Consider the following 25799-nt stretch of genomic DNA (forward strand, 5'->3'; position numbering starts at 1 on the left):
GAAGAACGAGGCGCTGGAGAAGACATATCGCGCCCGTCTTGCGTGGCGGGCTCGCACAGCAGGGCGCGTGTGAATCAGCGCGCGGCGCCCTGGAGGGCGTGAGCGGACTTGCCCAGGCTCATCGAGCCCCCCGAGGCGGCGGCATGCTGCTCCCCCACGGGATCCAATCCGTAGCCGAAGGTGAGCGTGCGCAGGTTCACGGGCAGCCGCCCCGGCGTGCCGATCTCCCCGAAGAGGGCGGCGGCCGCGGCGGCGGTGGAGGCGGGCTGGTACGAGTAGACGGCGAGCACCACGCGGGCCTCTTCCACCGTCTCGGCCAGGTACGGCAGCCCCATGGACACCACCACCACGGGCTTGCCGGTGGCGGCGGCCATGGTGACGAGCTCCAGCTGGCGCGAGTTGATCATCCCCACCACCACCACGTCCGCGGCGAGCGCGGCCTGCCGGGCCTTCTGGCGCAGCGCGAAACGGCGGGCCTCCGAGGGGTAGGCCGGCACCGAGAGCACGGAGGTCCTCGGAACGCGAGCGCGGATGGCCTCGCCCAGCGAGGGCTCGGCGGTGATGACGGCGATGCGCTCGTGCCCGGTGAGGGGGAAGTGCCGGCCATCGGTGCGCAGCAGGGTGACGGAGGCGCGGGCGATGAGGTGGGCCACCTCGCCATTGCCGGGCGGGGGCGGGGTGGCCAGCCGCTCCTCGAGCACCGGCGGAGTCTCGAAGAGGCCCCGGCGCAGCTTGGCGATGAGGATGCGGCGCACGGCCTGCTCCAGCCGGGCGGGCGGCAGCTCCCCGCTGCGCGCGGCGGCGAGCAGGGCCTCGTACACCTCCGTCTTCTTCTCCGCCCGCCAGGGCACCAGCACCATGTCCGCGCCGGCCTTCATCGCCAGCACGGCGGCGCGGCCCACGCCGTAGCGCTGGGCAATGGCGTCCATCTCCATCTCGTCGGTGAGCACCAGCCCGTCAAAGCCCAGCTCCTTGCGCAGCAGCCCGTCCAGCACCTGGGGGTTGAGGGTGGCCGGCACGTTGTCCCCGGTCAGCCGGGGAATGGCCACGTGCGCCGTCATCAGCCCGTCCAGCCCGTCCTGGATGGCGGCGCGGAAGGGCTCCATCTGCGCGAGCACCTCCTCGCGCGTCGAGCGCATCACCGGCAGCGCCGTGTGGCTGTCCGCGTCCGTGGCGCCATGGCCGGGGAAGTGCTTGGCCACCGTCACCATCCCCGAGTCCTGCTGCCCCCGGACGAAGGCCCGGCCCAGCTCGGAGACCAGCGGCACGCTGTCCCCATAGGAGCGCACGCCGATCACCGGGTTGTGCGGGTTGAGGTTCACATCCAGCACGGGCGCCAGGTTCATGTTGAAGCCCAGCCGCCTCAGGTCCTCTCCCTGAGCCCTACCCGCCGCGTAGGCCAGCTCGGCCGAGCGGGTGGCTCCCAGGGCCATGTTGCTGGGCAGCACCACCACCTGATCCCGGACGCGGACCACGTTGCCCCCCTCTTGATCCACCGCGAGGAAGGGGGGGATGTGGTCGATCAGCAGCCGGCGCAGCCCGTCGTTGAGGCGCGCCACCTGCTCGGCGTCCTGGATGTTGTGCTTGAAGAGACACACCCCACCCACCTGGTGGCCTCGGACCAGGGCCTCCACGCCCTCGTCCACCTCGGTGCCGATGAAGCCCACCATCATCAGCTGGCCCACCCGGGCCTCCAGGGGGAGGCTGGCGAGCAGGCCGTCCACGCGATCCGCCGACACCGGGGGCAGGCCCACGGTGGGGGAGGGCGGCGCGGACACCGCTCTCGGAGCGGGCGCGGAGGCGCACACTCCCAGGGCCAGCAGCAGGGTGAGGGGGGTAAGAGGACGGGCGGACACGCTGGCCCCGAATGCTAGTCGAGAGACGGAACCCCCTCCACCTTGCTACCTGGTGAGCGAAGCCGTCCGGAAGCTGCTCAAGGCGGGCAAGCGACCCTTGCGCTAAACAGAGTCGAGGAGTAATTGCCCCTCGACGTCGAGCGCCACTGCGGGAGCGCCAGTGAGAATCTCCGAGTTCCTCAGCCCCCAAGCCGTCATCGCGGACATGCAGGCGCGCACCAAGCCCGAGGTGCTGCGCGAACTGAGCACTGCGCTCGTGCGCGCCCACCCCCAGCTCCACGAGGAGCGGCTGGTGGAGGTGCTGCGCGAGCGCGAGAAGCTGGGCTCCACGGGCATCGGCGAGGGGGTGGCCATTCCCCACGGCAAGCTGCCGGGGATGACGCAGCTGCTGGCCACCTTCGGGGTGTCCCGCCAGGGCCTGGACTTCGAGGCAATTGACGGCAAGCCCACCCACCTCTTCTTCGCCCTGGTCGCCCCGGAGAACAGCGCCGGTGTGCACCTGAAGGCCCTGGCCCGCATCTCCCGGCTCTTCAAGAACCCGCGCTTCCGGGCCGCCATCCTCGAGGCGTCCACCGCCGCGGACATCCACGCGCTCATCGTCCAGGAAGACGCTCGGCCCTGAACGAGGGCCCGGCCCGGGGGGGCGCATGGAGATTGTCCTTCGTCCTGTCCATGATCGGTTCTTCCAGGAGGCGGTGCTGCCGTTCTTCTCGCGCGCCATGGGTGATGCGCCCGGAGCGCTGGAAGGGCTGGCGGGGCTGCTGGGAGACGAGCAGGCCCGCTTCCTCTGTGAGCAGCTGGGAGGCTCGGCTTCCCGGGGCGGGCTGAGCGGGCTCGAGCCCGAATCCTGGGCGGAGCTGGTGGATCGGCTCGTGTTCCAGCAGTGGCGCGAGGGCGAGGCGGGGTGGGAGATCGAAGGCCAGCGGGCCGGCTACGCCGGAGACTGGGACGAGGCGCTGCACCTGGCGCTCATGGTGGAGCAGCCGGACTACTCCTATGCGAACGCTCGGGAGGCGCGGGCGGCTCGGGACGCGTTCCGGCTCAAGCCCCGGGCGGAGCTGGGGCTGGCGTCGCTGGTGGCCGGGGTGTGGGAGCCCTTCCCGGCGTTCCCTCCGGATCAGATCTTCTCCACCCAGGGCCGGGGCGCCTACGTGCCTCGGGGCAGCTTTGCCTTCGCGGACTGGGCCTGGCGGTCGGCGCGCGAGGTGGCGCTCTGGAACGCGGGCCTGTCGCGCAAGCTGGATCGGCTGCTGACGCGGGAGCAGGAGCGGCTGAAGCTGTCCTCCCTGCCGGAGCGGGACGAGCTGCTGGCCTGGTGGGCGGGCAAGGCCTCCCAGCCCCCTCCGCTGGCGGTGGTCTTCTCCGGGCTGGGGCCTCGCGCTCCCAGCTGGATCCAGGAGCTGGGCGTGCTCTGCGCTCACGTGCGCGAGGCGACCCGGGAGCACGCGGCCCTGGTGTCCCTGGTGACCAAGGGCGTGGAAGTCCGCATCTGAGTCCGCTCAGGCGCTCGGCCGGGCCGCGCCGCCCGAGGGGCCCGGGCTCTCGAGCAGGATGGTGACGGGCCCGTCATTGATCAGCGCCACCTTCATGTCCGCCGCGAACACGCCGGTGCCCACCGTGAGGCCCCGGGCGCGGAGCTGCTCGCAGACGCGCTCGTAGAGCGCCTTGGCCGCCGCGGGCTCCATGGCGTCGATGAAGCTGGGGCGCCGGCCCTTGCGCGCATCTCCATATAAGGTGAACTGGCTCACGACGATCAGCTGCTTGTGCGTGTCCTCCAGGGAGAGGTTCATCTTGCCCGCCGCGTCCTCGAAGATGCGCAGCGTGGCCAGCTTCTCCACCATCCACGGCACGTCCGCCTCCGTGTCCCCCTTGCCCACGCCCAGCAGCACCAGCAGCCCCGGACCGATCTGGCTCACCTTTTCTCCATTTATGGTGACTGACGCCTCGAGCACCCGCTGCACCACTGCCCGCATCGCATCCTCCTGATTTCCTTGGGACTACTATGTAAGTCCCTGTCACACAAAAGGTGATTATTCCTCAGCACGCAACCTTATTTCCCGATCAGCGAGAATGCCTATGTACACAGCGGCGCACCCCCGCCCCGCTCATCCGACTTATAGGAGTCAGCCATGGGCCTTCCGATCGACAACCGTTCCCGCAGCTACAGCCGCTCTGTCCAGGTTGACCGCCGCCCCGAGGCGGCCCGCGCCAAGGACGTCGCCAAGGTGAAGTCCAAGGCCGAGCGTGGCGAGCACCTCACCGCGCACGAGCAGGGCCTGCTGCGCAACGAGCGCGTCACCCACTCCACCGAGTCCAAGAGCGAGAAGACCCGCGGCATCAAGCCGGACGTGAAGAACGACGGCGTGAAGGCCAAGGGCGAGGTGGAGCTCTACAACAGCAAGTTCGAGGTCGAGAAGAACGCGGCCGAGGCCAAGGGCAGCTTCGGCAAGGACGGCTCGGCCATCTACGGTGAGGGCCAGGTGAAGGCCCTGTCTGCCGGCGCCAACGGCGAGGCCAAGGTGACGGCGGATCTGGCCCACGGCGAGGTGAAGGCCGAGGGCTCCGTGGAGGCTCACGCGGACCTGGTGAGCGCCGAGGGCAAGGTCTCCTCCAACTACGGCATCGGCAGCACCGAGGCCGAGGCCAAGGGCAGCGTGGGCGCCGAGGCCTCCGCCAAGGGCGAGGTGACCATCGACCCGCTGCACGGGGATGTGGCGGCCTCCGCGGGCGGCGAGGCCTTCGCGGGCGCCAAGGCCTCCGCCGAGGTGAAGCAGACGGTGGGCCCGGCCACGGCCACGGCCACTGGCGAGGTGACGGCGGGCATCGGCGCCGAGTTCAAGGCGGACGCGGGCCTGAAGGACGGCAAGCTGTCGGCGAACTTCGATATCGGCGCCACCCTGGGCATCGGCGCGAACATCAAGTTCGGCGTCAGCGTGGACCTGGGCAAGGCGGCCAGCGAGGTCAAGGACGCCGGCAAGTTCGTGGCGGACAAGGCCAGCGACGCGGTGCACGCGGTGGGTGACGTGGCCAACAAGGCCAAGGACGCCATCGGCGACGTGGCCAGCAAGGTGTTCAGCGGCTGGTGATTTCCGCCCGGCGGCCTGTCGCGCTCGATAAGAGAGCGACAGGCGCCCCCGCTTGAGGGAGAATCCAGCGCCATGAGCGTGCTGGAGCAACTCCTCGAGTCAGGTCAGGTAGCAAAGGCAAAGACGGCGGCGGAGCAGGCCCTGGCGAAACAGCCCCAGGACCGCTCCGCCCTCGTCGTTTTGAGCAAGGTGCTCCTCATGGAGGGGCAGCTCGAGCAGGCCGAGCAGTACATCGCCCGCGCCGAGAAGCTGGGCGCCACGGCCGAGACGCTGCTGCTGCGAGCCAACGTGGCCGCGCAGCGGGGCCAGCTGGAGCCCGCGGCTGGGTACTACCGGCAAGTGATCGCCCAGGAGCCGCAGCGCGCCGAGGCCCACTTCGGGCTGGGGCTCGAGCTGATCAAACAGAACAAGACGGCGGAGGCGCTCGCCGCGCTGGAGAAGGCCGCGCAGCTGCAGCCGCAGCACCCCGTCTTCATCTACCGGCTCGGGCAGGTGAGGCTCGAGGCTGGGCAGACGGACAAGGGCATCCAGGCCATCGCCCAATCCATCACCTTGAAGCCTGACTTCCTCGCGCCGTACATGGCGCTGGTGCAGGCGCTCGTGGACCAGAATCGAGTCGTCGAGGCGCGCCGGGTGCTGGCCGAGGGCTTGAGGGCCATTCCCAATCACCCGCGGCTGCTGGCCATGCTCACGGCGATCTCGCTGGGGATGGGGGATGCGAATACCAGCTACCGCGCGGCCTCGACGCTGGCGGCCCAGCGCCCGAAGGATCCGCAGGCCCAGGCCAACCTCGCCCTTCTGTTGGTGCTCCGGGGGCAGCGCCAGGACGCGCTGCACCTGTGCCGCACCATGGAGAGCCTGGGGCTGGCCACCGCGGACCTGAAGATGATCGAGGCCACGGCGCACGAGGCGGACGAGCCCCCAGCCTACGAGAAGGCGGTGGCGGCCTACGAGGAGGCGATGGCGCTGGAGCCAAGCGGGTGGAAGGCGGCCAACAACCTGGGGCAGCTCTTGATGCGCTGGCCCGCCGAGCCTGAGCAGAAGCACATTCCTCGCGCCATCACCGTGCTGGAGGAGGCGGTGCGCCGCAAGCCGGACCAGGCGGAGCCTCACCTCAACCTGGCGCTGGCGTACACGCGCACGGGCGACAAGGCGAAGGCCCAGGCCCAGGCGAAGGCGGTGCTCGCGGCCAACCCGCCTCCGCACGACGATGTCCGCGAGCAGGCCGAGCGGCTCCTCAAGGCGCTGGGCTGATCGCCTTGCTCCCGCTCAGAAGCCGTAGCGTCCGGGGGAGAGAATGCCCGCCGGGTCCACGGCCTCCTTGAGGCGCTTGAGCAGGGCGCGCGAGTCATCTTGCACGGGCAGCTCCTCGGGGAAGCCCGGCAGGCCGAGCCGCATCGGGTAGTAGCCGGCTTGGACAAGCTCGCGCTGGAGCGCCTGGTAGCAGGCCATGGCGCGCTCGTCGTCTCCGGGCTCGTCGCGATCGTACGCGAGCGCCACCACCAGGTAGAGGCAGCGCGGGGAGACGGCCAGCAGCGCCACGTTGGGCTCCAGGGAGAACATGCGCGGCACCCGGGTGGCGATGGCGCTGGCTTCGCGGGCCTCCTCGCTGGTGAAGGGCACGGCCACCGAGCACCAGATGAAGCCGCACCGGTCTCGGTCCGGGTGGGGGTTCTCGGGCACGGGGTGCTTCTTGCGCCAGTACGTCATGGCCAGGTTGGCGTCACTGGGCTTGCCGTGGAATGAGCTCTCGTAATCCGGGGGCCGGGGACCGAAATCGAGGCGCCGGGCCAGCCCCTCCAGGGCCTTGTCCACGCGGCGCTCGAGCAGTGTGCCCAGCTCCTCGTCCTGGGCGGAGATGGCGCCGCTGATGGCCCACCGGCCGAACTCCTCGCGGAAGCCCTCCAGCATGAAGCCGGGCAGGGGCGTGCGCCCCCCGGTGACCTCGTAGGGGAACTGCCGCATCACGCTCAGCGCCTTCACGTCGTTCCAGAAGAAGAAGCTGTTGCGCAGGGTGCCCTCCAGCGCGAGCTGCTGGAGCCGATCCATCGCCTCCCAGAGCTGGGAGTCTTCCTTCACGGTGAAGACGAACTCGTTCAGGTAGGGCGCCTTCTTCACCAGCCAGAACGTCATCCGAGTCACCACGCCGAGCGCGGACTGGCTGAACAGTCCATCCAACGAGGGGCCAAGCCCCCAGCGGTTCACGGGCGCGGCGTGCGCGTTGGCGAAGCGCGCCATGCCTGTCTCCACGCGCTCGCTGTTGGGGAGCACCACCTCCAGGCCGCAGACGTGGTTGAAGATGTCGGAGTGGGGCCCGCGGCCGTCCCCGCGCTCGAGCGCATTGCCAATGAGGCTGGCCTCGGGCGAGCCGCCGATGGTGGTGATGAACAGCGGGCTGCCGCGCTCCTTGAGCCAGGTGTACGCCTGCCGGAAGGTGACGCCGGGCTCGACGGTGAGGTAGGCCAGCCGCTCGTCGTACGCGAGGATGCGGTTCATCCGCGACAGCTCCATCAGCGCGCACCCATCCCGAGGCGGCACCCGCGAGCCGTAGCCCCAGTTGCGTCCGCCGCTGACGGGGTAGACGGCGACACGGTGCGTCTGGGCCACGCGCAGACAGGCCTGCACCTCGGCGGTGCTCGAGGGGCGGAGGATGGCGGGGATGCGCTGGGTGGTGGCGAAGGTGGCCGTCTCGGCGGACGTGAGCGCCTCGGGCTCGGTGAGGACATTCGCTTCGCCCAGGGCGGCACGCCACTCGGTCAGCGCGGCTTCCAGGTTGGGAGGATTCACGCGCCCAGCTTGCCAGTGGACGCGGGCTCACGGCTATGGCCTGAGGTTCCCGCAAGAGAGGAAATTTGAAGAGTGCTCTCGTTTTTCAGGAGAGGCACGCAACTCTTCCTCGCGAGGTCCGAGAATGTCGCTGTCGCCGGCGTCACGGCCGGCATGAGGTACGGGGAAGTTCAGGAGCCTGGCATCCCACGACGGGGGGATGCCGGGCTCCATTTTTTTCAGCGTGCGTTCTCGTGGAGGTCAGTGCATGCGCTGGGGATCCAGCGCGTCGCGCACCGCGTCGCCGAGGAAGTTGAAGCCCAGCACGCAGAGGGCCAGCGCGAGCCCGGGGAACAGCGCCACGTGCGGCGCCACGAGCAGGTACTGCGTGCCCTGGTTCACCAGTGCGCCCCAGGACGGCGTGCCCGGAGGAGCGCCCAGGCCCAGGAAGCTCAACGAGGCCTCCGCGAGGATGGCCCCGGGAAAGGCGAACGTGGCCTGGATGAGCAGCGGCCCGGCGGCGTTGGGCAGCAGGTGGCGGAAGAGGATGCGGGTGGTGCCGCTCCCGAGCGCCCGCGCTGCTTGCACGTAGTCGCGCTCGCGCAACGTGAGCACCTGGGCGCGCGTGAGCCGCGCGTAGCCTGTCCATCCCGTGAAGGACAGGGCGAACACCACGTTGGCCAGGCTCGGGCCCAGCACCGAGGTGATGAAGATGGCCAGCAGGATGCCCGGGAACGCGAGCAGCACGTCCACCACTCGCATCAGCCCTTCGTCCAGCAGGCCGCCCAGGTATCCCGCGAGCCCCCCGAGCGTCACTCCCACGAGCGCCGATACCACCACGGCGAAGAACGCGACGATGAGCGACACCCGCGCTCCGTAGAGGACATGGGTGAGGACGTCGATGCCGTTCTCGCCCGCGCCCAGCAGGTGGGCCGTGCTGGGCGGAGCCAGCTCCGCGGACAGATCAATCGCCTCCGGTGCATACGGGCTGAGCACCGGTGCCAGCAACGCGGTGAGCACCAGCAGCACGGCCACTCCCAGCCCGAACCTTCCTCCGAGCGTCCGCAGCCGGAAGCCCCGGCGCGGAGCCACCTCGGGCGCAGCAGCGGCCACTGGCAAGGCCTCGCTCACGAGCGCCTCCGCACGCGCGGGTCCACCAGCGTGTAGGCCACATCGGTCAGCGCATTCACGACCACGTAGCACAGCGTGAACACGAGCACCGTGGCTCGCACGGTGTTGTAGTCGCGCTTCTCGATGGAGGTGAGCAGCAGCGTCCCCATGCCCGGCCATGCGAACACCTTCTCGGTGACGATGGCTCCTCCCAGCAGCGTGCCGAACTCCAGGCCGAGCACCGTGAGGATGGGCAGCAGCGCATTCCGGAAGGCGTGCTTCCACAGCACCACGCGCGGATGCAGCCCCTTGGCTCGTGCCACCGCGACGAAGTCCTCACGGAGCGTCTCCAGCATCGCCGCCCGCGTCATCCGCGACAGGAACGCCGCCAGCGCCGTGCCCAGTGTGATGGAGGGCAGCACCAGGTGGCTCCAGGACTCGGCGCCGGACACGGGCAGCCAGTCCAGCCACAGCGCGAACACGATGATCAACATCGGCCCGAGCCAGAAGCGCGGCAGCGCCACTCCCGCCACCGCCACGCCCATCGCCGCCGAGTCCACCGCCGTCCCCTTGCGAGCCGCCGCCGCCACGCCCAGCGGAATCGCGATGATCACCGCGATCAACAGCGAGGCCACCGTGAGCTGCAGCGTCTTCGGCAGCGCCGCTCCGATGGCGGGCAGCACCTTTCTCTGGAACGGAGGCAGGGAGGTGCGCAGCTCGCCCGTGGCGAAGTCCTTCGTGAACGTCCAGAGCTGCGCGTACCAGGGCTGATCCATGCCCACCGCGTGGCGCAGGGCCTCGCGATCCACTTCGGCGGATTGCTCGCCCAGCATCACGTCAATCGGATCGCCCGGCACCAGGTTGAGGAAGAGCGAGATGAGCAGCAACGCCCCCACCACTGCGATGGCCGCGGAGACCACTCGCCTCATGGCGCCACCCTCCGCGCGTGGGCCAGCGAGCTGAGGAAGCCATGCGCGCTGGGCTCGAAGCCCTCGAGCCGCCGGGACACCACCGCCACGCTGCTCTCGTGCCACAGCGGCGCGTAGGGGAGCAGCGCGTCCAGCCGCTCCTGCGCCGCCGTGTAGAGGGCCTTGCGCTCCGAAGGTTCCACCTGGCTGGCCTTCTCCAGCAGCGCGTCCAGCTCCGAATCCCTCAGCGCGCCCCGGTTCAGGCCGCCCCAGTGGTTCTCCGCCGTGGGCACGTTCTTCGAGTCGTACGCCCCTCGCATCAGGTCCGGCTCGATGACCGATGCCCACTTGAGCGTCACCATCTCGAAGTTGCCTCGGCGGATGTCGTTGAAGAGCGTGCCGAACTCCAATGCGCGCACCTCCACCGCGATGCCTCCTCGGGCCAGTTGCTCCTGGAGCACCAGCGCCACCGACTTGCGGAACCTGTCCGTGCTCACCTTCAGGCTCAGCGTCAGCCGAGGCTGGCCTCCCGGCCCGTCCGGATCCGGGTAGCCCGCTTCGTCCAGCAGCCGCGAGGCCTCGGCCGGATCGTACCGGCAGCCCGGTTCCGGCGCGTAGGCCCAGTGCGTGGTGGGCAGCATGCCCGTGGCCGGCTCGGCCAGACCGTGGAGCTTGTGCTCCACCACGGGCTTCACGTCCAACAGATGGCACACCGCCCGCCGCACCCGCACGTCCGCCAGCGGCCCCGAGCGCAGGTTGAATCCCAGGTACGCGTACCCCGTGCCCGGCTTCACCAGCACCCGCAGGCCCGGCTCCTTCCTCAGCAGCGGCAGCACCGCCGGAGACACCGCGTTGGTCACCAGGTCCGCCCGCCCCTTGAGCAGCTCCAACACCCGCGTCGTCTCGTCGCGGACGACTCGGAAGTACAGCCGGGGGATGGCAGGGGGGCCTTCGTAATACCCCTCGAAGGGCACCAGCGTGAGGTGCTCCTCATCTGGTTGGGACTCAAAACGAAAGGCACCTGCTCCCACCGGGTGCGCTGCCTGCAACGCCACGCCGTCCGGTCCCGCCCGCTCCGCGGGAACGATGCTCAGGGACAGCTCCGCCAGCAGCGGTGTGTACGGCCGCCGCAGGTGGAAGCGGACGGTGAGATCATTGACCACCTCTACCTGCTCAATGGGCTCGTACCTGTCCGCCCGGGGGCTCTGGAGGGCCCGGGCTCGCACACCGTCATAGGTTGCCTTCACGTCCTCGGCCGTGAGCGCCGTGCCGTCATGGAAGGTGAGCCCCGGGCGCAGCGTGAACTCCATGACGGTGGGGGACAGCGCGCGGAAGGACTCGGCCAGCGCGGGCACCGGCCGGCTCGTGTCGTCGAAGGTGATGAGCCCCGGAGCAAGGAGCTGGGCGATGCGCTGGCCAATGGCCGTCAGGGCGAAGCGGTCATCCAGGCTGTCCGGAGGAGACTCGACCAGCACGGTGATGCCATCGGGCGGCTCCGCACGGCAGCCTGCCGACAGTGCGAGCAGCAACCCCACGGCGGCGCGTTGGAGTACCCGGCGGCCATTTCCTGGTTCTGTCATACCCGAGTAGTAGGGTCGGCGATGTTGCGCTCCCCCGTCAGCCCCTTATTTGTCCTGAGCGCTCATGGCAGCGCTGGCATGACAGGTCGGTCCACGGAGTCACAGGTACGCGTTGCTCGCCGCTCCATGAAGAAAAGTCCACACCTTCGGCCCCACAGTTTCGCCTGCTGAATGAGCGAGCGCTCAACCATGGACGTGCTTCCTCTTCCGCTCTTGCTTCTGAGGGATCGGCTTCTCATGATGGCCCGCGACTTCCCCGGAGCCCTTGTGCAGGTTCACCGAGCCAGAGCCCTTTTGGCCGCGACGGCCGCGATCATTCTTTCGCTTCCCACGGCGTATGCCGCCCCGGCGGACAAGAAAGCCGAGCGCGAGGCGTTGAAGACGGCGCTCGTGGACGTGCTCCAACGCACGCCGCTCAAGGCCAGCCGGGTGGGCATCTACATCCAGAGCCTGGATGATGGGGCCGTGGTGTTCAGCCAGAACCCGGACGATCTGCTCAACCCGGCGTCCAACGTGAAGCTGGTCACCTCGGCCGCGGCGCTGGCGAGCCTGGGGCCCGAGTACCGCTTCGACACCGAGTTCCTCGTGGACCCGGATCTGCCGGCCGACGGCAAGGTCAAGACGCTCTATGTGCGCGGCAAGGGCGACCCGTCCATGACCACAGAGCGCCTGTATGGTGTCGTCGCCGAGCTGTCCCACGCGGGCCTGCGCGAGGTGCAGGACATCATCATCGACGACTCGTGGTTCGACTCCGAGCGCACGCCGCCGGGGTATGACCAGGAGGAGTCGGACCGGGCCTACATGGCGCCCACCGGCGCGGTGAGCCTGAACTGGAACGCGGCGGCCATCTTCCTGCGGGCCGGCGAGGCACCGGGCGCCAAGGGCACGGTGGAGATGGAGCCCAACAGCGAGTACTTCGTGGTGGAGAACGGGCTGAGCACGGGCACCCGCCGGGCGCGCCGAGTCTCCGTGGCCAGCAAGCCTTTCGGCGAGAAGCAGCGGATTGTCGTGAAGGGGCAGCTGTCGCCGGACCAGGGCACCGCCAGCGTGTGGAAGAAGATCGACAACCCGCCCCTGTACTTCGGCTACACGCTGAAGGAGCTGCTGAAGGCGCGCGGCATCAAGGTGAAGGGCAAGGTGAAGCTGGGCCTGGCGCCGCCGCGGGCGAAGCTGGTGCACGTGGCGCAGTCGGACACGTTCGACATCATCCTCAAGCGGCTCAACAAGCTGTCGAACAACTTCGTGGCGGAGACGCTCATCAAGACGATGGGCGCCGAGCTCAAGGGCGCTCCGGGTAGCTTCCAGAAGGGCATCGAGGTGGTGGAGGCCTTCCTCGAGCGCGACGTGGGCATTCCCAGCGGCTCGTACGTGATGAAGAACGGCAGTGGTCTGAACGACACCAACCGGTTCTCCCCCACGCAGCTCGCCCGCATCCTGCGCTTCATGTACCAGCACTTCCCGCTGGCGCCCGAGTACGTGTCCTCGGTGGGGATCGCCGGCAAGGACGGGACGCTGAAGTACCGCTTCGAGGGCAGCGAGGCCGTGGGCCGGCTGCGTGCGAAGACGGGCACGCTGGAGAACGTGTCCGCGCTGAGCGGCTTCGTGCAGGCGGCGGGCGGGGAGATGTTCGTCTTCTCGATGATGGTGAATGACTACCCGGGACGCTCGGGCCCCGTGGTCCAGGGGCTGGATGCGCTGGGCGCGGCGGTGGCGGCTACGGGCTCGTCGCTGGGGCCCTCTCGCGCGGTGGCGGCGCTCTCGGACACTCCGCGTCCGGGCGGTGAGCTGGCGGCGGTGGCCGCTCGCGTGAAGACGTACCTGGAGCTGGGTAAGCAGCGCGACCAGCGCAACATCAGCTTCCTGCGCACGGCGTGGCGCAGCGAGCGGGATCCGGCGGTGCGCGCGGTGCTGGCGGATAGCCTCTACCAGTCCAACCCGAGCGACTACCTGGGTGCGCGCACGCTGCTGGACAGCTACGCGGCGAACGGTGACGTGTACGGCCGGCTGAGGGCCGTGGCGCGCGAGCTGTCCGTGGAGGTGCCGGGGGTGGGCAGCATGGTGGAGCTGGCCGCGGGCGGCAACGCGGAGGCGCTCTCTCGCGTGGTGGAGCTGGCGGGGGCGTCTCGTGGGGATGGGCAGGCGGAGACGGAGCTGTCCGAGGCGCTGGGCGAGGTGGCTCGCACCGCGCCGGAGGAGCTGGTCGTGGCGCTGCACCAGGCCGGGACGCCGGAGCGGGAGGTGGCCGTCTCGCTGCTGGCCCGAGGGCTGGTGCAGGCGGGCGATGCCGACCATCCGTTCTGGAAGTCGCTGCACAAGCAGCTGACGGCTTCGGATCCGGCGCTCGTGACGTTCGTGAAGACCCTGGATGCCATGCTCTCGCAGAAGGTGGCCGAGCAGAAGACTCCCCGGTCGCCGGATGCGGCGGAGGCGGTGGCTCCGGGCGCGGCGGCTCCGGTGGGGCCAGGGCCTTCGAGGACGGCGGAGACCCGCCCCGGCGGGTAAGGCTTCGGGAGTGTTCTTGCCGCGGAGCAGCGCTCGCCGCGGAGCACCCGCGTGATGGGCGGCTCACATGTGAGTCGCCGTGCGCCCTGCCGCTCCAAGTGATTTCGCGGCTCTCCCGCGCCGGGCAGGCGAGCGGGCGCCCCCCGCTGGCCTCCACATCAACGCACGCGCGCGCGGCGGGCTCATCGTGTATACCTGTCAAGTATTCCGCCAGGTGATGAACCTGCGGGATGGCGCCGATCCGTGGTGGATCGGCTACCCAAGGAGCCGGTCCGAGGTGGACTGGCTATAGAAAGGGCAGTCATGGCTGGAGGCGTCAACAAGGTCATCCTCATCGGCAACCTCGGAGCGGACCCCGAGGTGCGCTTCACCCCGGGCGGTCAGGCGGTCGCCAACTTCCGCATCGCCACCAGCGAGAGCTGGAACGACAAGAACGGGCAGAAGCAGGAGCGGACCGAGTGGCACCGTATCGTCGTCTGGGGAAAGCTGGCCGAGCTGTGCGGCGAGTACCTCAAGAAGGGCCGCCAGTGCTACGTCGAGGGCCGCCTGCAGACGCGCGAGTGGACCGACAAAGAGAACCGGAAGAACTACACCACCGAGGTGGTGGCCACCTCTGTCACCTTCCTTGGCGGCCGTGATGGCGCGGGCGCGGGCGCGGGTGAGGGCGCGGGTGGCCGGCGCGGCGGTGGTTCGTTCTCGCGCGGCGGAGACGCGGACTACGGCGCGCCTCCCCCGGGCCTGGACGACGGCGGCATGAACCAGAGCGGCGGCGGCGGCAACGGCGGGGAAGACGACATCCCGTTCTAGCCTCACTCGGGTTGTGGGGCGTGGGCGAGAGCCCGCGCGATCGGGCGGTGCCTGACCGCCTGCATCCTTTGGAGCGCCTCCCTCCGCTTGTATCGTGGCAGCCCTGAAAAAGGGCCGAGCCATGCAGCAGTCGCTTATAGGGAGAGTGGCGCTCCACCTGCCTGTTGTCTTGTGCCTCCTCTTGGTACCTGCCTGCGCCACGACCGATGGCGCTGTACAGAGTGAGGCCCCAAGTCCCGAGTCCGGGTTGCCCCGCGTGGGCGTGAGCGAACTTTCGGATGGGAGGCTCCAGCTCACCTTCCCTCGCGTTCCTCTGGACCCGACTTTGCGCCGGTTCTCCGTGGAGGACGCCCGGCGTGTCCTCGCGGAGTTCCATGAGGCCCTGGCTCGGATTGACCCACGGCTGCTCCAGGCTGCGGCAGGTGAAGTCTGCTCCGGCCGAGCTGAGCCCGCGCTCTGGAAGCACACTCCAGGCAAGCTGCTCGCTGATGCCTCCGGTGTGGGTACGCCTTCTCCGCTGGAGCGCACGCTGCGCGAGCAGTACATCGAGCGCTACGGTCCTGCCACGGTCCCGCTGCCTCGCTGCCTGGAGGACAGCCCCCTGGTCATGGCCCTCCGCTTGTCACCTCGGTACATGCCAGAGGGCGTGCGCGAGGGGTTCGAGCAACTGGTTCATGACCCGGCGTTCCTCGCAGGCCTTGCCACCTCGCTGGTCATCTACGTCGTTGCCTGGGCAGCTCCCGAGCCCCTCTTCAGCAAGGCCTTCGCCGCCTCCGTCACCCTCGTGTTGTCGCTCACCTTCGGCGTGGCGGAGCTCACCCACGTGGGCCTGGTGGCCTTGCGGCTGTACCGGGACACGGAGGGTTCTCGGACGCTGGAGGAGATTGAGGCCGCGGCGGAGCGCTTTGGCAAGGCGCTGGGAGGAGCGGGGGCGCGAATCCTGGCGTACGTAGCGTGCCGGGGCCTTGCCCGGAGTGTTCAGACGCCTAAAGGAGGGCTCGGATCCTTACTGACACCGCGCCGGTTCGCTCTGCCGGGAGGATGGAGTTGGGGCACGGCGACGTTTGCGCAGGCTGTGACGGGGGAGGGAGCACTGGTGGTGGCAGGGGTGGCTGCGGGCGGAGTGAGCGGTGCGCTCCGCAGCGCCTGCACGGATGGGACGACGAAGCCGCCGGGCTACCAGACCCACCACCTCGCCACTGGCGAGAATGAAATATCATTCGCGCGAGGAGGCCCGTGGACGCCTGCCTTCGAGGAAATCTTCGCCAAGGCAGGGATGAGTCTCGAAGACAAAGCGAACAAGGTCACCCTCTTGGGTCACTTTGGCCCTCATCCCGAGGAGTACCATGCAGAGATTTTCAAGCGACTCCAGGAGGTTATTGAGCGCTGCGGGACGCAACAAGAATGCAAGGGCAAGTTGGTGGAAGCGCTCAAGAAGATCGCCGACGAGGTCTGCACTCCCGGAACCAAACTCCATCGGCTGATAACAAAGCCGCAACAGTGAAGCGGAGGGAGTGTGAGATACTTTGAGCTGTTCGACAACATGCGCATTCCCGGGCGCTGGGCACTGAGAAGCCCGGTGGATGAGCATGGTCTGGAGATCGACCCCTGGCAGTTTCGTGAAGGGCGCTCACTCGACCAGCAAGGCACGCCTCGTCTTCCTCTGGCGCGTTCCGGGCGTGCACTTGACTTCAGTCACACGGGCTTGGCCATCCCTGTGGTGTCTCGCCGTGTTGTGGCCCTGTTCGAGCGACTGGGCCTTCAGCAGCAGGTGCAGTTCTTCCCCGCCCATGTGGAGGGCCATGCTGAGCCTTACTTCATCCTCAACGTTCTCCGCATTATCCGCTGCATTGATGAGGCACGCAGTGAGGAAATACACCATTGGAAGCCGGAGGACGGAAATCCCGAGAAGGTAGGGCAGTACCGGGTCGTCTCCGGGATGTGCATTGATCCCAGTCAGGTCGGCGACGCACACATCTTCCGGCCCTGGGGGTGGCGTGTGGTCATCATCGTCTCTGAGCGCATCAAAGAGGCCTTGGAAGCGGAGGGGATCACCGGGCCCCGCTTCACTGAAGTCTGAGGCACGTCCGCGGCTCGGAGCAACCCGCGCTACATGTCGATCGAGTGCCCGGGGCCGGGGCCGAACCCCTCGCCCGCCTGGTAGAGCGCGAAGATGGTGCCCCACGCCATGGCCAGCAGCACCAGGAAGAGGATGATGACGACGGGCTCGAAGCGGCGCATGGAGCGCTCGCTGGCGAAGATGCCCCAGGCCATGCCGAAGTTCTGGAGGCCGTTGGCCAGGTGGTACGCCACGCCCACCGTGCCCACCAGGTAGACGCCCAGCGTGGGCCCGTGGAAGCGCATCTCCCGGGCGATGTCCGCGAAGGCCTCGGGGCCATGGCCCAACAGCCGCGGCGCCAGGAAGGCCTTCCACAGGTGCGCGCCGAGGAACAGCAGCACGCCCACCGCGGTGATGCGCTGGAGGATGTACTTGAGGTTGCCGTAGTTGTTGTAGGCGAGGTTGTTGGGCCGGAAGCTGCCCAGCCGCACCAGGCCCCACGCGGTGTGGATCAACAGCGGCACCAGCGCGATGAAGAAGCCAAACGCCTGCGAGAACGGGTGCGCGTACACCGTCACCGCGTTCTGCCACGCGTCCGGGCCGCTATAGGCGGCCAGGTTGTCCCACAGGTGGTTGATGGTCCACAGGGAGAGGGGAACCACCGCCAGGAACGAGCCCAGGCGGGACTGGAGCATCGGGTTCTTGCGAGGAAGGGCAACGGCTTCGGTACTCATCGGGACTCCGGCAACGCGCAGGTGGGGCGACCCCGCGGGTAGGTGGGTCGGACCAAGCTTTATAGCCCGTCCCGGCGGCCGAGCGGCTGGGATCCGCCAGCCGGGGTGGCAGCCGGTACGCTCGGAGGCATAAGCCGGGCCGATGCCTCGGTCCAGAACTCCCTCCTGGAGCGAGCGGGGGGCCGGGCCCCTTCTTCATTGGCGGGCGCGGCGGTGTTGGGCACGCTACAGCCTCTCTTTATGGCCGATGAACTCGTCAGTGGACTGTTGAAGGACGTGGACGTTCGCGTGGTGCTCGCCCTCACGTCGGAGCTGTCGCGCCAGGCGCGGGCCACGCACAAGAGCGAGGCGGCGTCGGCCGCGCTGCTGGCCCAGGGCTTCACCGCCGCGGCGATGATGGCGGCGCTGCAGAAGAGCCAGTCGCGCATCAACGTGCAGCTCGAGTGCGACGGGCCCCTGCGCGGCTTCTTCGTGGATGGGGACGCCACCGGGCTGGTCCGCGGCTATACGAAGAACCCCTATGTGGCCCACGTGGGCGCCGAGGGCGAGTACCGCTGGCGTCCGGTGCTCGGCAACAAGGGCTACATCTCCGTGCTGCGGGACATTGGCGCCGGCGAGTACTACCGCTCCTCCGTGGAGCTGGAGCGCTTCGACTTCCCGGAGGATCTGGAGCGCTACTTCACCATCTCGGATCAGGTGGCCACCCAGCTCAAGCTGGAGCAGCTGCCCGTGGCCAAGGACGGCACCTCGGAGCCGCTCGGGGTGGTGGCGGGCGTGCTGCTCCAGCCCCTGCCGAACGGGGACCGGGAGGCCTTCGAGCAGCTCGGCCGGCAGATCAAACAGGGGTTCCGCGGCGCGCTCCAGGCCCACGCCTCCGAGGGCGGAGCGGCGGTGCTCAAGGCGCTGCTGCCCGGGCGGACGGACCTGGAGATCATGTCCCGCTACCCGCTGCGCTTCGCGTGCACGTGCAGCCGCGACCGGGTGAAGAACGCGCTGCTCGCCATGGGGCGCGAGGAGCTGACGGACCTGCTGGAGAAGGAAGGCAAGGCGGAGGCCACGTGCCAGTTCTGCACGACACAGTACGTCATCTCCGGAGACGAGATTCGGGAGTTGTTGTCAGCAGCAACGAACTGAGGCGCGCAGTCCGGGCCATCGGCTCGGCCTACGCTGGAAGTAGCCCCCAGGCGCCGCCCAAGATATGAAGCGGGCGCACCCAAGCTGGAGTCTCCAACCGTGGCCACGAAGAAGGCAGTGCCTGCCAAGGGCAAGGCCTCCAAGAAGGGGAAGCCCTCGCCCAAGCCGCTCGCGAAGAAGGTGGAGAAGCTCGTCTCCATCCCTTCGGACATGGTGCTCGCGCCCCAAGTCGAGGCGCCGCGCACGCCCACCGGGCGCGATCAATCCCGGCAACGCTCCGCCGTGAAGGAGCTGTCGTGGGCGGACTTCGATCGCGCCGTGCAGGAGCTGGCGCGCGCCATCGGCAAGGCCTTCAAGGCCGAGGCGGTGGTGGGCGTGGCGCACGGCGGTGTCTTCGTGGGCGGGGCGCTCGCCAGCGCGCTCGGCTGCGAGTTCTTCCCGGTGCGTATCACCCGGCGCAGCCGCGATCGCGGCGACGCGAACAGGCCGCAGATCTCCGGCGAGATGCCGCGCGAGCTGAAGGGGCGCCGCGTCCTCATCGTGGATGACGTGGCGGCCAGCGGCGAGACGCTGGAGCTGGCCACCTCCCTGGCTCGCAAGGCGGGGGCCGGCGAGGTGATGACGGCGTGCATGGTGGCTCGGCCCGAGGGCTACGCGCCGGACTTCTGCGCGCTGTCCACCCAGGCGTTCCTCGTCTTCCCCTGGGATTACGAGCCGGTGGCGGGGCCCGATCGCTCCGATGTGGACCCGGATCTGGCGGGGGCCTAGCGCGCTTCAGGCGTGCGAGGCCGCCCGGTGTTTTCGCTGCTGGACAAGTCCATGGGCCAGCCGTCTGAGCCGGGTGAAGCGCTGGCTGCTGCGCGTTGCGCGGACCCGACCTGTCCCGTAGTCTCCTCAGGCATGGAGGACTCCTTGTCTCCTTTGGCTGCCGCCGGGGACGGGGAGCTCATGCGCGGGGTGCAGGCGCTCCACCGTGAGGCAGCAACTGGCGGGCGCATGAGGAGCGAGCCGGCGCGATGATCATCGGGACGGCGGGGCACATCGACCACGGCAAGACGTCCCTGGTGAAGGCGCTCACCGGTATCGACACGGACCGGCTGAAGGAGGAGAAGCGCCGGGGCATCACCCTGGAGCTGGGCTTCGCCCACCTGAAGCTGGAGGACGGCACCGTCGCGGGCGTGGTGGACGTGCCCGGCCACGAGCGCTTCGTCAAGGCCATGGTGGCCGGCGCCGGTGGCGTGGATCTCGCGGTGCTCGTGGTGGCCGCGGACGAGGGCGTCATGCCCCAGACGCGCGAGCACCTGGACATCTGCCGGCTGCTCGGCGTGAAGGCCGGCGTCATCGCGCTCACCAAGAGCGATCTGCTGGCGGAGCTGGGCGAGGAGTGGTTCACGCTGGTGAAGGCGGACCTGGTGGCGCTCACCGCGGGCACCTTCCTGGAGGGCGCGCCCGTGGTGCCGTGCTCGTCGAAGACGGGCGAGGGGCTGGCGGAGCTGCGCGCCGCGCTCACCCGAGCGGCCCAGGGGCTGCCCCAGCGCCCCTCGGATGGGCCGGTGTTCCTGCCCGTGGACCGGGTGTTCACCATCAAGGGCTTCGGCACGGTGGTGACGGGCACGCTGCTGTCCGGAACGCTGGGGGTGGAGGAGAGCACCTCACTGCTCCCAGGCCGCCCGGGGCCGTTCCGCGTGCGAGGCATCCAGGTGCATGGCGAGGCCGCGCAGAAGGTGCAGGCGGGCCAGCGCACCGCGGTGAACCTCACCGGTGTGGAGCCCGAGGAGATCGATCGCGGCATGGTGCTGGTGCGCGCCGGCGAGCTGCCCGAGACGCGGATGCTGGATGTGGAGCTGAGCCTGCTGCCCGCCGTGGAGGACCCGCTGCCCCGGCGCCGCAAGCTGCTGCTGCACCTGGGCACCGCGCAGGTGGAGGCCACCGTGGCGCTGTTGGATCTCGACAAGCTCGAGCCCGGCGAGACAGGGCTGGCCCAGCTCCGCCTCTCCGGGCCGCTGGCCGCGCTCGTGGGGCAGCGCTTCATCCTCCGGGGCTCGCAGGCGCTCCCGGGGCGAGGCGCCACCGTGGCGGGAGGCCGGGTGCTCTCCATCGCTCCGCCGCGCCGCCGGAAGGGGGCCTCCTCCGTGGTGGCGCCGCTGCTGGAGGCCAACGCGGACGGGCACGTGGCGTGGCTGCTGCGCCAGGCGGGCTACCGTGGGCTCACCCAGGTGGAGCTGTTTGGCCGCTCGGCGCTGACGCCCAAGGTGCTGGCCCGCTCACTGGAGTTGCTGGGCGCGCGGGGTGGGGCGCTGCTGGTGGATCGGGAGAAGCGCCTCTACCTCTCCGGCGAGGTGTTCGAGGGGCTCCAGAAGCGGGCCCTCGCGCTGCTGGCCGCCTTCCACGAGCGCGAGCCGATGCGCGAAGGCCTCTCCCGCGAGGAGCTGCGCCAGCGGCTCTCCGCGGAGCTGGATCCGCGCATCTTCCAGCGCGTGGCGCAGGCGCTGGTGGACACGGGCAAGGCGGAGCTGGACAAGGAGGTGATGCGGCTCAAGGGCCGGGGCCGCACGCTCACCGTGAGCGATGAGGGCGCCCGGGCGCGCGTGGCGGCGGAGCTGGCCGCGGCGGCGCTCGCGCCTCCCACCTTCAACGAGCTGGCGCAGAAGCTCCAGCTTCCCGCGCCCCGCCTCCAGGAGCTGCTCAAGGTGATGGTGGCCGAGGGGGCCATCGTCCGCGTGAGCGAGGAGCTCTGCTTCGACGCGGGCGCGCTGGCCGCGCTGCGAGAGCGCCTGGTGGCCTGGCTGCGAGAGAAGAAGGAGATCTCCACCCAGGCATTCAAGGAGATGGTGGGCCAGAGCCGGAAGTTCGTCATCCCCTTGTCCGAGTACTTCGATCGGGAGAAGGTGACTCTCCGAGTCGGAGAGAAACGGGTGCTGCGACGCGGATGAGCCAGATGCCTTACAGCGAGGCGTCCCTGCGCGCCCTGATCGACACCTTCGGCAGCCCGATGATCGTGCTGCGCCACCAGGAGGTATGGCTGGCCAATCCGGCCTTCCTCCAGCTCATGGCGTGCCCTCGGGAGCAGGTGGAAGGCCGCCCGATCCAGGAGCTCATCAACCCGGAGGGGCGCAGCCGGATCGCCCTTCGCCACGAGCAGATCCTCGCGGGGCGGTTGCCCCTCTCGTCCCACACCTTCCGGCGCCGCGTCACCGACGCGGAGGGGCGAACGCATGAGGTGGCCGTCTACACCCAGGAGCTGAAGCTGGAGGATGGCCAGCAGGGGCTGCTCGTCAACCTGCTCGAGCTGCCGGACTCCGCGCCCGCGGTGGCCGTCGCCGGACGCCTGGTGGAGACCTCCGCTCGGCTGGTGGGGGCGCGCTCCGAGGCGGACGTGCGCCAGGTGGCGGTGGAGGGCCTGGCCTCCATAGGGCTGCGGGCGCGCTTCTTGCGCTGGGAGGAGATGGACAGCGCTCCCGCCGAAGGACGCTCGCCACCGGTCGACACGGCGCGGGCGGCCGAGGCGCTCGGCGAGGGACGCGCCATCTTCGGAGGGTTGGACACCACCGAGGCCAGCCACGTCTACCTCCCGCTCGGGGACATGCGGCACGGCGTGCTGTGGGTGGAGGGCCCGGGAATCGATCCGTCCCACGGCTCCGCGCTGTCGCTCTTCTCCAAGGTGGTGGGCACCGCGCTCTCCGAGGCGCGCGTGCAGGCCGAGCGCGTGCGAGGGCAGTGGGAGCTGCAGACGCTGGCGGAGGTGGCGCGCTTCGTCGCCCAGCCCGTGCCGCCCACCACCGAGGCCTTCCTCGAGCGTCTGGCGGGGCTGCTGTCCGCCGACGCGGCCCTGTTGATCCTCCAGGAGGAGCCGGGCGCTTCCCTCACGCTCACCGCCCAGGTGGGGCTGCCGGAGGCGCAGAGCGGCGAGGCCGCGCTGGCCCTCGGCAGTGTCCTGGGGGAGCTGGCCATGAAGGCCGAGCACGGAAGGCTCTCGGGCCAGGCCGAGGCTCGGGCGCTGAGCGAGGGCTCGGGCGGGAGATTCGGTACGGGCGCGGCGGTGCGCATCACCCGCGGAGGCCAGCTGTGTGGCACCTTGCAACTGCTCCGCTCGCCGGGCCGGCCCTTCCAGGAGGCGGATCTGCGGCTCCTGGGGACGATGGTGGAGCTGCTCGTGACGTTGCTGGAGCAGCACCGCCTGCGCGCCGAGTCCGCGCGGCAGCTCTCGGAGACCCGCCTGTTGCTGGATCTGGCTCGGACCACGGCGGGCGTCCTGGACGCGGGGGGGATCCTCGACGTGGCGGCGGACTTCCTGGTCCGCCTGCTGGACGTGTCCAACTGCCACATCCTGCTCTACGACGAGCCGGGCAAGGTGCTGCGAGGGGCCGCCGGCTCCGCCACCCACCGCGAGTTCATCCGCGGTCTGGCCATCCCGCTGGAAGGCAGCGGCCTCGCGGCCCGCGTGGCCCGCGAGCGCCTGCCCGTCGTCATCGAGGACGTGGACAAGGCCCCGGGCAGCTACATCTCGGAGCTGGTCCGCCGCTTCGAGACCAAGGCGCTCCTCGGCCTGCCGCTCACCTCCCGCGACGAGCTCATCGGCGTGGTGGTGATGGATGACTCCCGCGGTCCGCGCGGCTTCGGGCCCGCGTTCATCGAGCTGGCCGAGGCCACCTGCGGGCAGATCGCCCTCTCCATCGCCAACGCGCGCCTCTATGAGTCGCTCTGGGGCTCGTACGCGGAGCTGGCCGCCGCCCGCGCGGAGATGGTCAAGCGCGAGCGCCTGGCCGCCCTGGGGGAGCTGTCCGCCATCGTCGCCCACGAGGTCCGCAATCCCCTGGGCGTCATCTTCAACGCGGTGACGTCCCTGCGCCGCCTGCTCAAGGTGGAGGGGGACGCGGCGATGCTGCTGGACATCCTCTCCGAGGAGAGTGACCGGCTCAACCGCATGGTGGCGGATCTGCTCGACTTCACCCGGCCGAGAGAGCCGATCCTCCAGCCGGAGGACATGGGCCGTGTGCTGATGGACTCGGTCGAGGCCGCGCGTGTCCAGAGCGGACCGGACGCCCAGTCCGTCACCTTCAAGGTCGAGGTGGAGCAGGCCCTGTCGCCAGTCCGCATGGATCGGCGGCTCATCCGCCAGGCCTTCATCAACGTGTTCGTCAACGCCATCCATGCCATGCCCCAGGGAGGCCTGGTGACGGTGCTCGCCCGCCGGGAGCAGCATGAAGGCCGCGACTGGCTGCGCACCGACGTGACGGATCAGGGCATGGGTATCCCCTCGGAGCTGATCCACCGCGTCTTCGAGCCCTTCTTCACCACCAAGGCCCAGGGCACCGGGCTTGGCCTCGCCGTGGTTCGGCGTATCCTCGATGAGCACGGCGGCGAGATCTCCGTGGCGAGCACCCCTGGCCGCTCCACCACCTTCACCATCCGTCTTCCTCTTCTCCCCCCTCCAAGCCCGTGACTGACGCCAGCACTCCCACCAGCGCTCCTCCCGCCCACCGCGGCCGCGTGCTCGTCGTGGATGACCAGCGCAACATGCGCACCACCACGGCCCTGGTCCTGCGCACCGAGGGCTACACCGTCTCCGAGGCCGCCACCGGCCAGGAGGCGCTCGATCTGCTCACCAGCAACAGCGTGGACGTGCTCCTGACGGACTTGAAGATGGAGCCCATGGACGGCCTCACGCTGCTCAAGAAGGCGCTGGAGGTGGTGCCCCGGCTGCAGGTCATCATGATGACGGCCTTTGGCTCCATCGACAGCGCCGTCGAGGCCATGCGGCTGGGCGCGTACGACTACATCACCAAGCCCTTCAAGGACGGGGTGCTGCGCCACCGCGTGGAGCTGGCGCTGGAGCGCGCGCGGCTGATGTCCCAGGTGGACCTGCTCTCGGACGAGTTCAACCAGCGCCACAACCTGACGGCGCTGGTGGGCGGCAGCTCGGCGATGCGCGAGCTGAAGAACCGCCTGCTGCGCGTGGCCCAGAGCGACGCCACCGTCCTCATCCAGGGCGAGAGCGGCACCGGCAAGGAGCTGGTGGCCCGCTCGCTGCACACCCACAGCCGGCGCAGCGGCAAGCCCTTCGTGCCTGTCAACTGCGCCGCCATCTCCGAGAGCCTGCTGGAGAGCGAGCTGTTCGGCCACGCCAAGGGCGCCTTCACCGGCGCGGTGAAGGCCCGCCGCGGCCTCTTCGAGGAGGCGGACGGGGGCACCCTCTTCATCGACGAGGTGACGGAGACCAGCCCCGCCTTCCAGTCCAAGCTGCTGCGCGCGCTGCAGGACGGAGAGGTGCGCCGCGTGGGCGAGTCCACCTCGGTGCGGGTGGACGTGCGCATCGTCGCCGCCACCAACCGCGATATTGAGACGGAGGTGCGCGAGAAGCGCTTCCGGCAGGACCTGTACTACCGCCTCAACGTGGTGACGCTGCGAGTGCCTCCGCTGCGCGAGCGCCTGGAGGACGTGCATGACTTGGCCCGGCACTTCCTGGAGCGCGCCAACGCTCGCAACCTGCGGCCCAGGCGGCTGTCCGGCTCGGCCGTGGCGCACCTGATGGACTACACCTTCCCCGGCAACGTGCGCGAGCTGGAGAACCTGGTGGAGCAGGCCGCCGCGCTCGCCGAGAGCGATGAGCTGATGCCCGAGGACTTCCCGCTCCGGCCGCAGGCCCAGGTCGCCCACTCCGCGGGGGACCTGGCCTCCATGGGGAGCTCCGGCGCTCCGATCATGACGCTGGCCGAGGTGGTGGACGAGGCCGAGAAGCGTGCCATCCTCCAGTCCATGGAGCGCAACCAGAAGGACCTGGCCCGCGTGGCGGATGAGCTGGGCGTCTCCTCCACGACGCTCTGGCGGAAGATGAAGCGGTTTCGCGGGTTGGATGCTGGGCCGGGGAGCGATTCCCAGGGGAAGTAGGAGCGCGGCGGCGGGCTGAAACACCAGTGACTCCCACTGGATGGAACAAGCGCTGGGAATGACAGTGCGATTTCAGTCTTGAAAAACAGGGCCGGATTGTAGCAGCCTGTAGAGGCCGGATGCTTTCTCAAGCCCTTGAATCCACTGAGTTTTTCCTGGGAGAGGGGCCGTCTCCGACACAGGGGCGCGATTTCAAATATGAAATCAGCGGGGCGGGATTGCAGATCTGAGACCCCATTGCAGGGCTGAAAGCCGACTTTGCAATCAGAGCCACCCCCCCGTGTTGGCTCTTTCTCCAAGCACTTGAGAAAACAGTAGGTTAGCGCACCGCGTCCGGTGGCACGGGGACTGCTAAGACTCCAGCCGGGA

General features: G+C 69.4%; 20 protein-coding genes. 13 read left to right on the top strand and 7 right to left on the bottom strand.

Annotated features, from left to right (window positions below; all coding sequences use genetic code 11):
* Positions 1-74: 74 nt before the first annotated feature.
* Complete coding sequence (gene nagZ / locus ACJ8AT_RS28750) at positions 75-1856, bottom strand: beta-N-acetylhexosaminidase (RefSeq protein ID WP_407741093.1); 1782 nt, start codon at positions 1854-1856, stop codon at positions 75-77.
* 160 nt (positions 1857-2016) lie between these two features.
* On the opposite strand from nagZ, the gene ACJ8AT_RS28755 reads away from it, so the two are divergent.
* Together ACJ8AT_RS28755 and ACJ8AT_RS28760 are read left to right on the top strand one after the other, a co-directional pair.
* Positions 2017-2478 carry a PTS sugar transporter subunit IIA gene (locus ACJ8AT_RS28755; RefSeq protein ID WP_407741094.1) on the top strand — a complete coding sequence of 154 codons (462 nt, stop codon included), beginning with the start codon at positions 2017-2019 and terminating at the stop codon, positions 2476-2478.
* A 25-nt stretch (positions 2479-2503) separates the two neighbouring features.
* Positions 2504-3349: a hypothetical protein gene (locus ACJ8AT_RS28760; RefSeq protein WP_407741095.1), complete on the top strand. Its 846-nt coding sequence runs from the start codon at positions 2504-2506 to the stop codon at positions 3347-3349.
* A gap of 6 nt (positions 3350-3355) precedes the next feature.
* Here the strand turns inward: ACJ8AT_RS28760 and dtd are convergent, their stop codons facing one another.
* Entirely contained in the window at positions 3356-3829 is a 474-nt protein-coding gene (gene dtd, locus ACJ8AT_RS28765) for a D-aminoacyl-tRNA deacylase (RefSeq protein WP_407741096.1), read from the bottom strand.
* 156 nt (positions 3830-3985) lie between these two features.
* Here dtd and ACJ8AT_RS28770 point away from each other — a divergent pair, with 156 nt between their 5' ends.
* Complete coding sequence (locus ACJ8AT_RS28770; protein ID WP_407741097.1) at positions 3986-4942, top strand: hypothetical protein; 957 nt, start codon at positions 3986-3988, stop codon at positions 4940-4942.
* A gap of 72 nt (positions 4943-5014) precedes the next feature.
* Positions 5015-6196 carry a tetratricopeptide repeat protein gene (locus tag ACJ8AT_RS28775; protein WP_407741098.1) on the top strand — a complete coding sequence of 394 codons (1182 nt, stop codon included), beginning with the start codon at positions 5015-5017 and terminating at the stop codon, positions 6194-6196.
* 15 nt (positions 6197-6211) lie between these two features.
* On the opposite strand, the gene ACJ8AT_RS28780 is transcribed toward ACJ8AT_RS28775, so the two are convergent.
* The 4 genes from ACJ8AT_RS28780 to ACJ8AT_RS28795 all read right to left on the bottom strand — a co-directional run bounded on the left by ACJ8AT_RS28780 (position 6212) and on the right by ACJ8AT_RS28795 (position 11306).
* On the bottom strand, positions 6212-7729 hold the full coding sequence (locus tag ACJ8AT_RS28780) for an FAD-binding oxidoreductase (RefSeq protein ID WP_407741099.1): 1518 nt from the start codon (positions 7727-7729) through the stop codon (positions 6212-6214).
* Positions 7730-7969: 240 nt separating this feature from the next.
* Positions 7970-8839, bottom strand: coding sequence for an ABC transporter permease (locus tag ACJ8AT_RS28785; RefSeq protein ID WP_407741100.1), 870 nt, complete (start codon positions 8837-8839; stop codon positions 7970-7972).
* On the bottom strand, positions 8836-9747 hold the full coding sequence (locus ACJ8AT_RS28790) for an ABC transporter permease (protein ID WP_407741101.1): 912 nt from the start codon (positions 9745-9747) through the stop codon (positions 8836-8838). Before ACJ8AT_RS28790 ends, ACJ8AT_RS28785 begins: the two co-directional genes overlap by 4 nt.
* A complete protein-coding gene (locus tag ACJ8AT_RS28795) occupies positions 9744-11306 on the bottom strand; it encodes an ABC transporter substrate-binding protein (protein ID WP_407741102.1) in 1563 nt (520 codons plus the stop codon). The genes ACJ8AT_RS28790 and ACJ8AT_RS28795 overlap by 4 nt, the downstream gene beginning before the upstream one ends.
* A gap of 267 nt (positions 11307-11573) precedes the next feature.
* On the opposite strand from ACJ8AT_RS28795, the gene dacB reads away from it, so the two are divergent.
* From dacB to ACJ8AT_RS28815, 4 genes are all read left to right on the top strand, one after another.
* Entirely contained in the window at positions 11574-13808 is a 2235-nt protein-coding gene (dacB, locus tag ACJ8AT_RS28800) for a D-alanyl-D-alanine carboxypeptidase/D-alanyl-D-alanine-endopeptidase (RefSeq protein ID WP_407741103.1), read from the top strand.
* Between the two features lie 303 nt (positions 13809-14111).
* Entirely contained in the window at positions 14112-14615 is a 504-nt protein-coding gene (locus ACJ8AT_RS28805; protein WP_407741104.1) for a single-stranded DNA-binding protein, read from the top strand.
* Positions 14616-15222: 607 nt separating this feature from the next.
* Positions 15223-16119 carry an AHH domain-containing protein gene (locus tag ACJ8AT_RS28810; protein ID WP_407741105.1) on the top strand — a complete coding sequence of 299 codons (897 nt, stop codon included), beginning with the start codon at positions 15223-15225 and terminating at the stop codon, positions 16117-16119.
* Positions 16120-16131: 12 nt separating this feature from the next.
* A complete protein-coding gene (locus ACJ8AT_RS28815) occupies positions 16132-16695 on the top strand; it encodes an imm11 family protein (RefSeq protein ID WP_407741106.1) in 564 nt (187 codons plus the stop codon).
* 29 nt (positions 16696-16724) lie between these two features.
* Here ACJ8AT_RS28815 and ACJ8AT_RS28820 read toward each other — a convergent pair whose 3' ends face one another.
* The gene (locus ACJ8AT_RS28820) at positions 16725-17408 is read right to left on the bottom strand and encodes a succinate dehydrogenase (protein WP_407741107.1); all 684 of its coding nucleotides are present in this window, start codon (positions 17406-17408) and stop codon (positions 16725-16727) included.
* A gap of 240 nt (positions 17409-17648) precedes the next feature.
* Between ACJ8AT_RS28820 and ACJ8AT_RS28825 the strand changes: the two genes are divergently transcribed.
* The 5 genes from ACJ8AT_RS28825 (at position 17649) to ACJ8AT_RS28845 (ending at position 25430) form a co-directional block, all read left to right on the top strand.
* The gene (locus ACJ8AT_RS28825) at positions 17649-18542 is read left to right on the top strand and encodes an Hsp33 family molecular chaperone HslO (protein ID WP_407741108.1); all 894 of its coding nucleotides are present in this window, start codon (positions 17649-17651) and stop codon (positions 18540-18542) included.
* A gap of 99 nt (positions 18543-18641) precedes the next feature.
* Entirely contained in the window at positions 18642-19310 is a 669-nt protein-coding gene (locus ACJ8AT_RS28830) for a phosphoribosyltransferase (RefSeq protein ID WP_407741109.1), read from the top strand.
* 248 nt (positions 19311-19558) lie between these two features.
* Positions 19559-21475, top strand: coding sequence for a selenocysteine-specific translation elongation factor (gene selB, locus ACJ8AT_RS28835; RefSeq protein ID WP_407741110.1), 1917 nt, complete (start codon positions 19559-19561; stop codon positions 21473-21475).
* On the top strand, positions 21472-23985 hold the full coding sequence (locus ACJ8AT_RS28840) for an ATP-binding protein (RefSeq protein WP_407741111.1): 2514 nt from the start codon (positions 21472-21474) through the stop codon (positions 23983-23985). The genes selB and ACJ8AT_RS28840 overlap by 4 nt, the downstream gene beginning before the upstream one ends.
* On the top strand, positions 23982-25430 hold the full coding sequence (locus ACJ8AT_RS28845) for a sigma-54-dependent transcriptional regulator (RefSeq protein WP_407741112.1): 1449 nt from the start codon (positions 23982-23984) through the stop codon (positions 25428-25430). Before ACJ8AT_RS28840 ends, ACJ8AT_RS28845 begins: the two co-directional genes overlap by 4 nt.
* The last annotated feature ends 369 nt before the right edge of the window (positions 25431-25799 follow it).

Origin of the sequence: Hyalangium sp., assembly GCF_045802625.1 — a bacterium.
Classification (GTDB): domain Bacteria; phylum Myxococcota; class Myxococcia; order Myxococcales; family Myxococcaceae; genus Hyalangium.

Excerpts from the sequence above, each read along its gene's own strand:
- selB (WP_407741110.1), top strand. The coding sequence starts at position 19,559 with ATGATCATCGGGACGGCGGGGCACATCGACCACGGCAAGACGTCCCTG.
- ACJ8AT_RS28795 (WP_407741102.1), bottom strand. The coding sequence starts at position 11,306 with ATGACAGAACCAGGAAATGGCCGCCGGGTACTCCAACGCGCCGCCGTG.
- ACJ8AT_RS28805 (WP_407741104.1), top strand. The coding sequence starts at position 14,112 with ATGGCTGGAGGCGTCAACAAGGTCATCCTCATCGGCAACCTCGGAGCG.
- ACJ8AT_RS28820 (WP_407741107.1), bottom strand. The coding sequence starts at position 17,408 with ATGAGTACCGAAGCCGTTGCCCTTCCTCGCAAGAACCCGATGCTCCAG.
- ACJ8AT_RS28825 (WP_407741108.1), top strand. The coding sequence starts at position 17,649 with ATGGCCGATGAACTCGTCAGTGGACTGTTGAAGGACGTGGACGTTCGC.
- ACJ8AT_RS28760 (WP_407741095.1), top strand. The coding sequence starts at position 2,504 with ATGGAGATTGTCCTTCGTCCTGTCCATGATCGGTTCTTCCAGGAGGCG.
- ACJ8AT_RS28840 (WP_407741111.1), top strand. The coding sequence starts at position 21,472 with ATGAGCCAGATGCCTTACAGCGAGGCGTCCCTGCGCGCCCTGATCGAC.
- ACJ8AT_RS28775 (WP_407741098.1), top strand. The coding sequence starts at position 5,015 with ATGAGCGTGCTGGAGCAACTCCTCGAGTCAGGTCAGGTAGCAAAGGCA.
- ACJ8AT_RS28810 (WP_407741105.1), top strand. The coding sequence starts at position 15,223 with ATGGCCCTCCGCTTGTCACCTCGGTACATGCCAGAGGGCGTGCGCGAG.
- dtd (WP_407741096.1), bottom strand. The coding sequence starts at position 3,829 with ATGCGGGCAGTGGTGCAGCGGGTGCTCGAGGCGTCAGTCACCATAAAT.
- ACJ8AT_RS28770 (WP_407741097.1), top strand. The coding sequence starts at position 3,986 with ATGGGCCTTCCGATCGACAACCGTTCCCGCAGCTACAGCCGCTCTGTC.
- ACJ8AT_RS28790 (WP_407741101.1), bottom strand. The coding sequence starts at position 9,747 with ATGAGGCGAGTGGTCTCCGCGGCCATCGCAGTGGTGGGGGCGTTGCTG.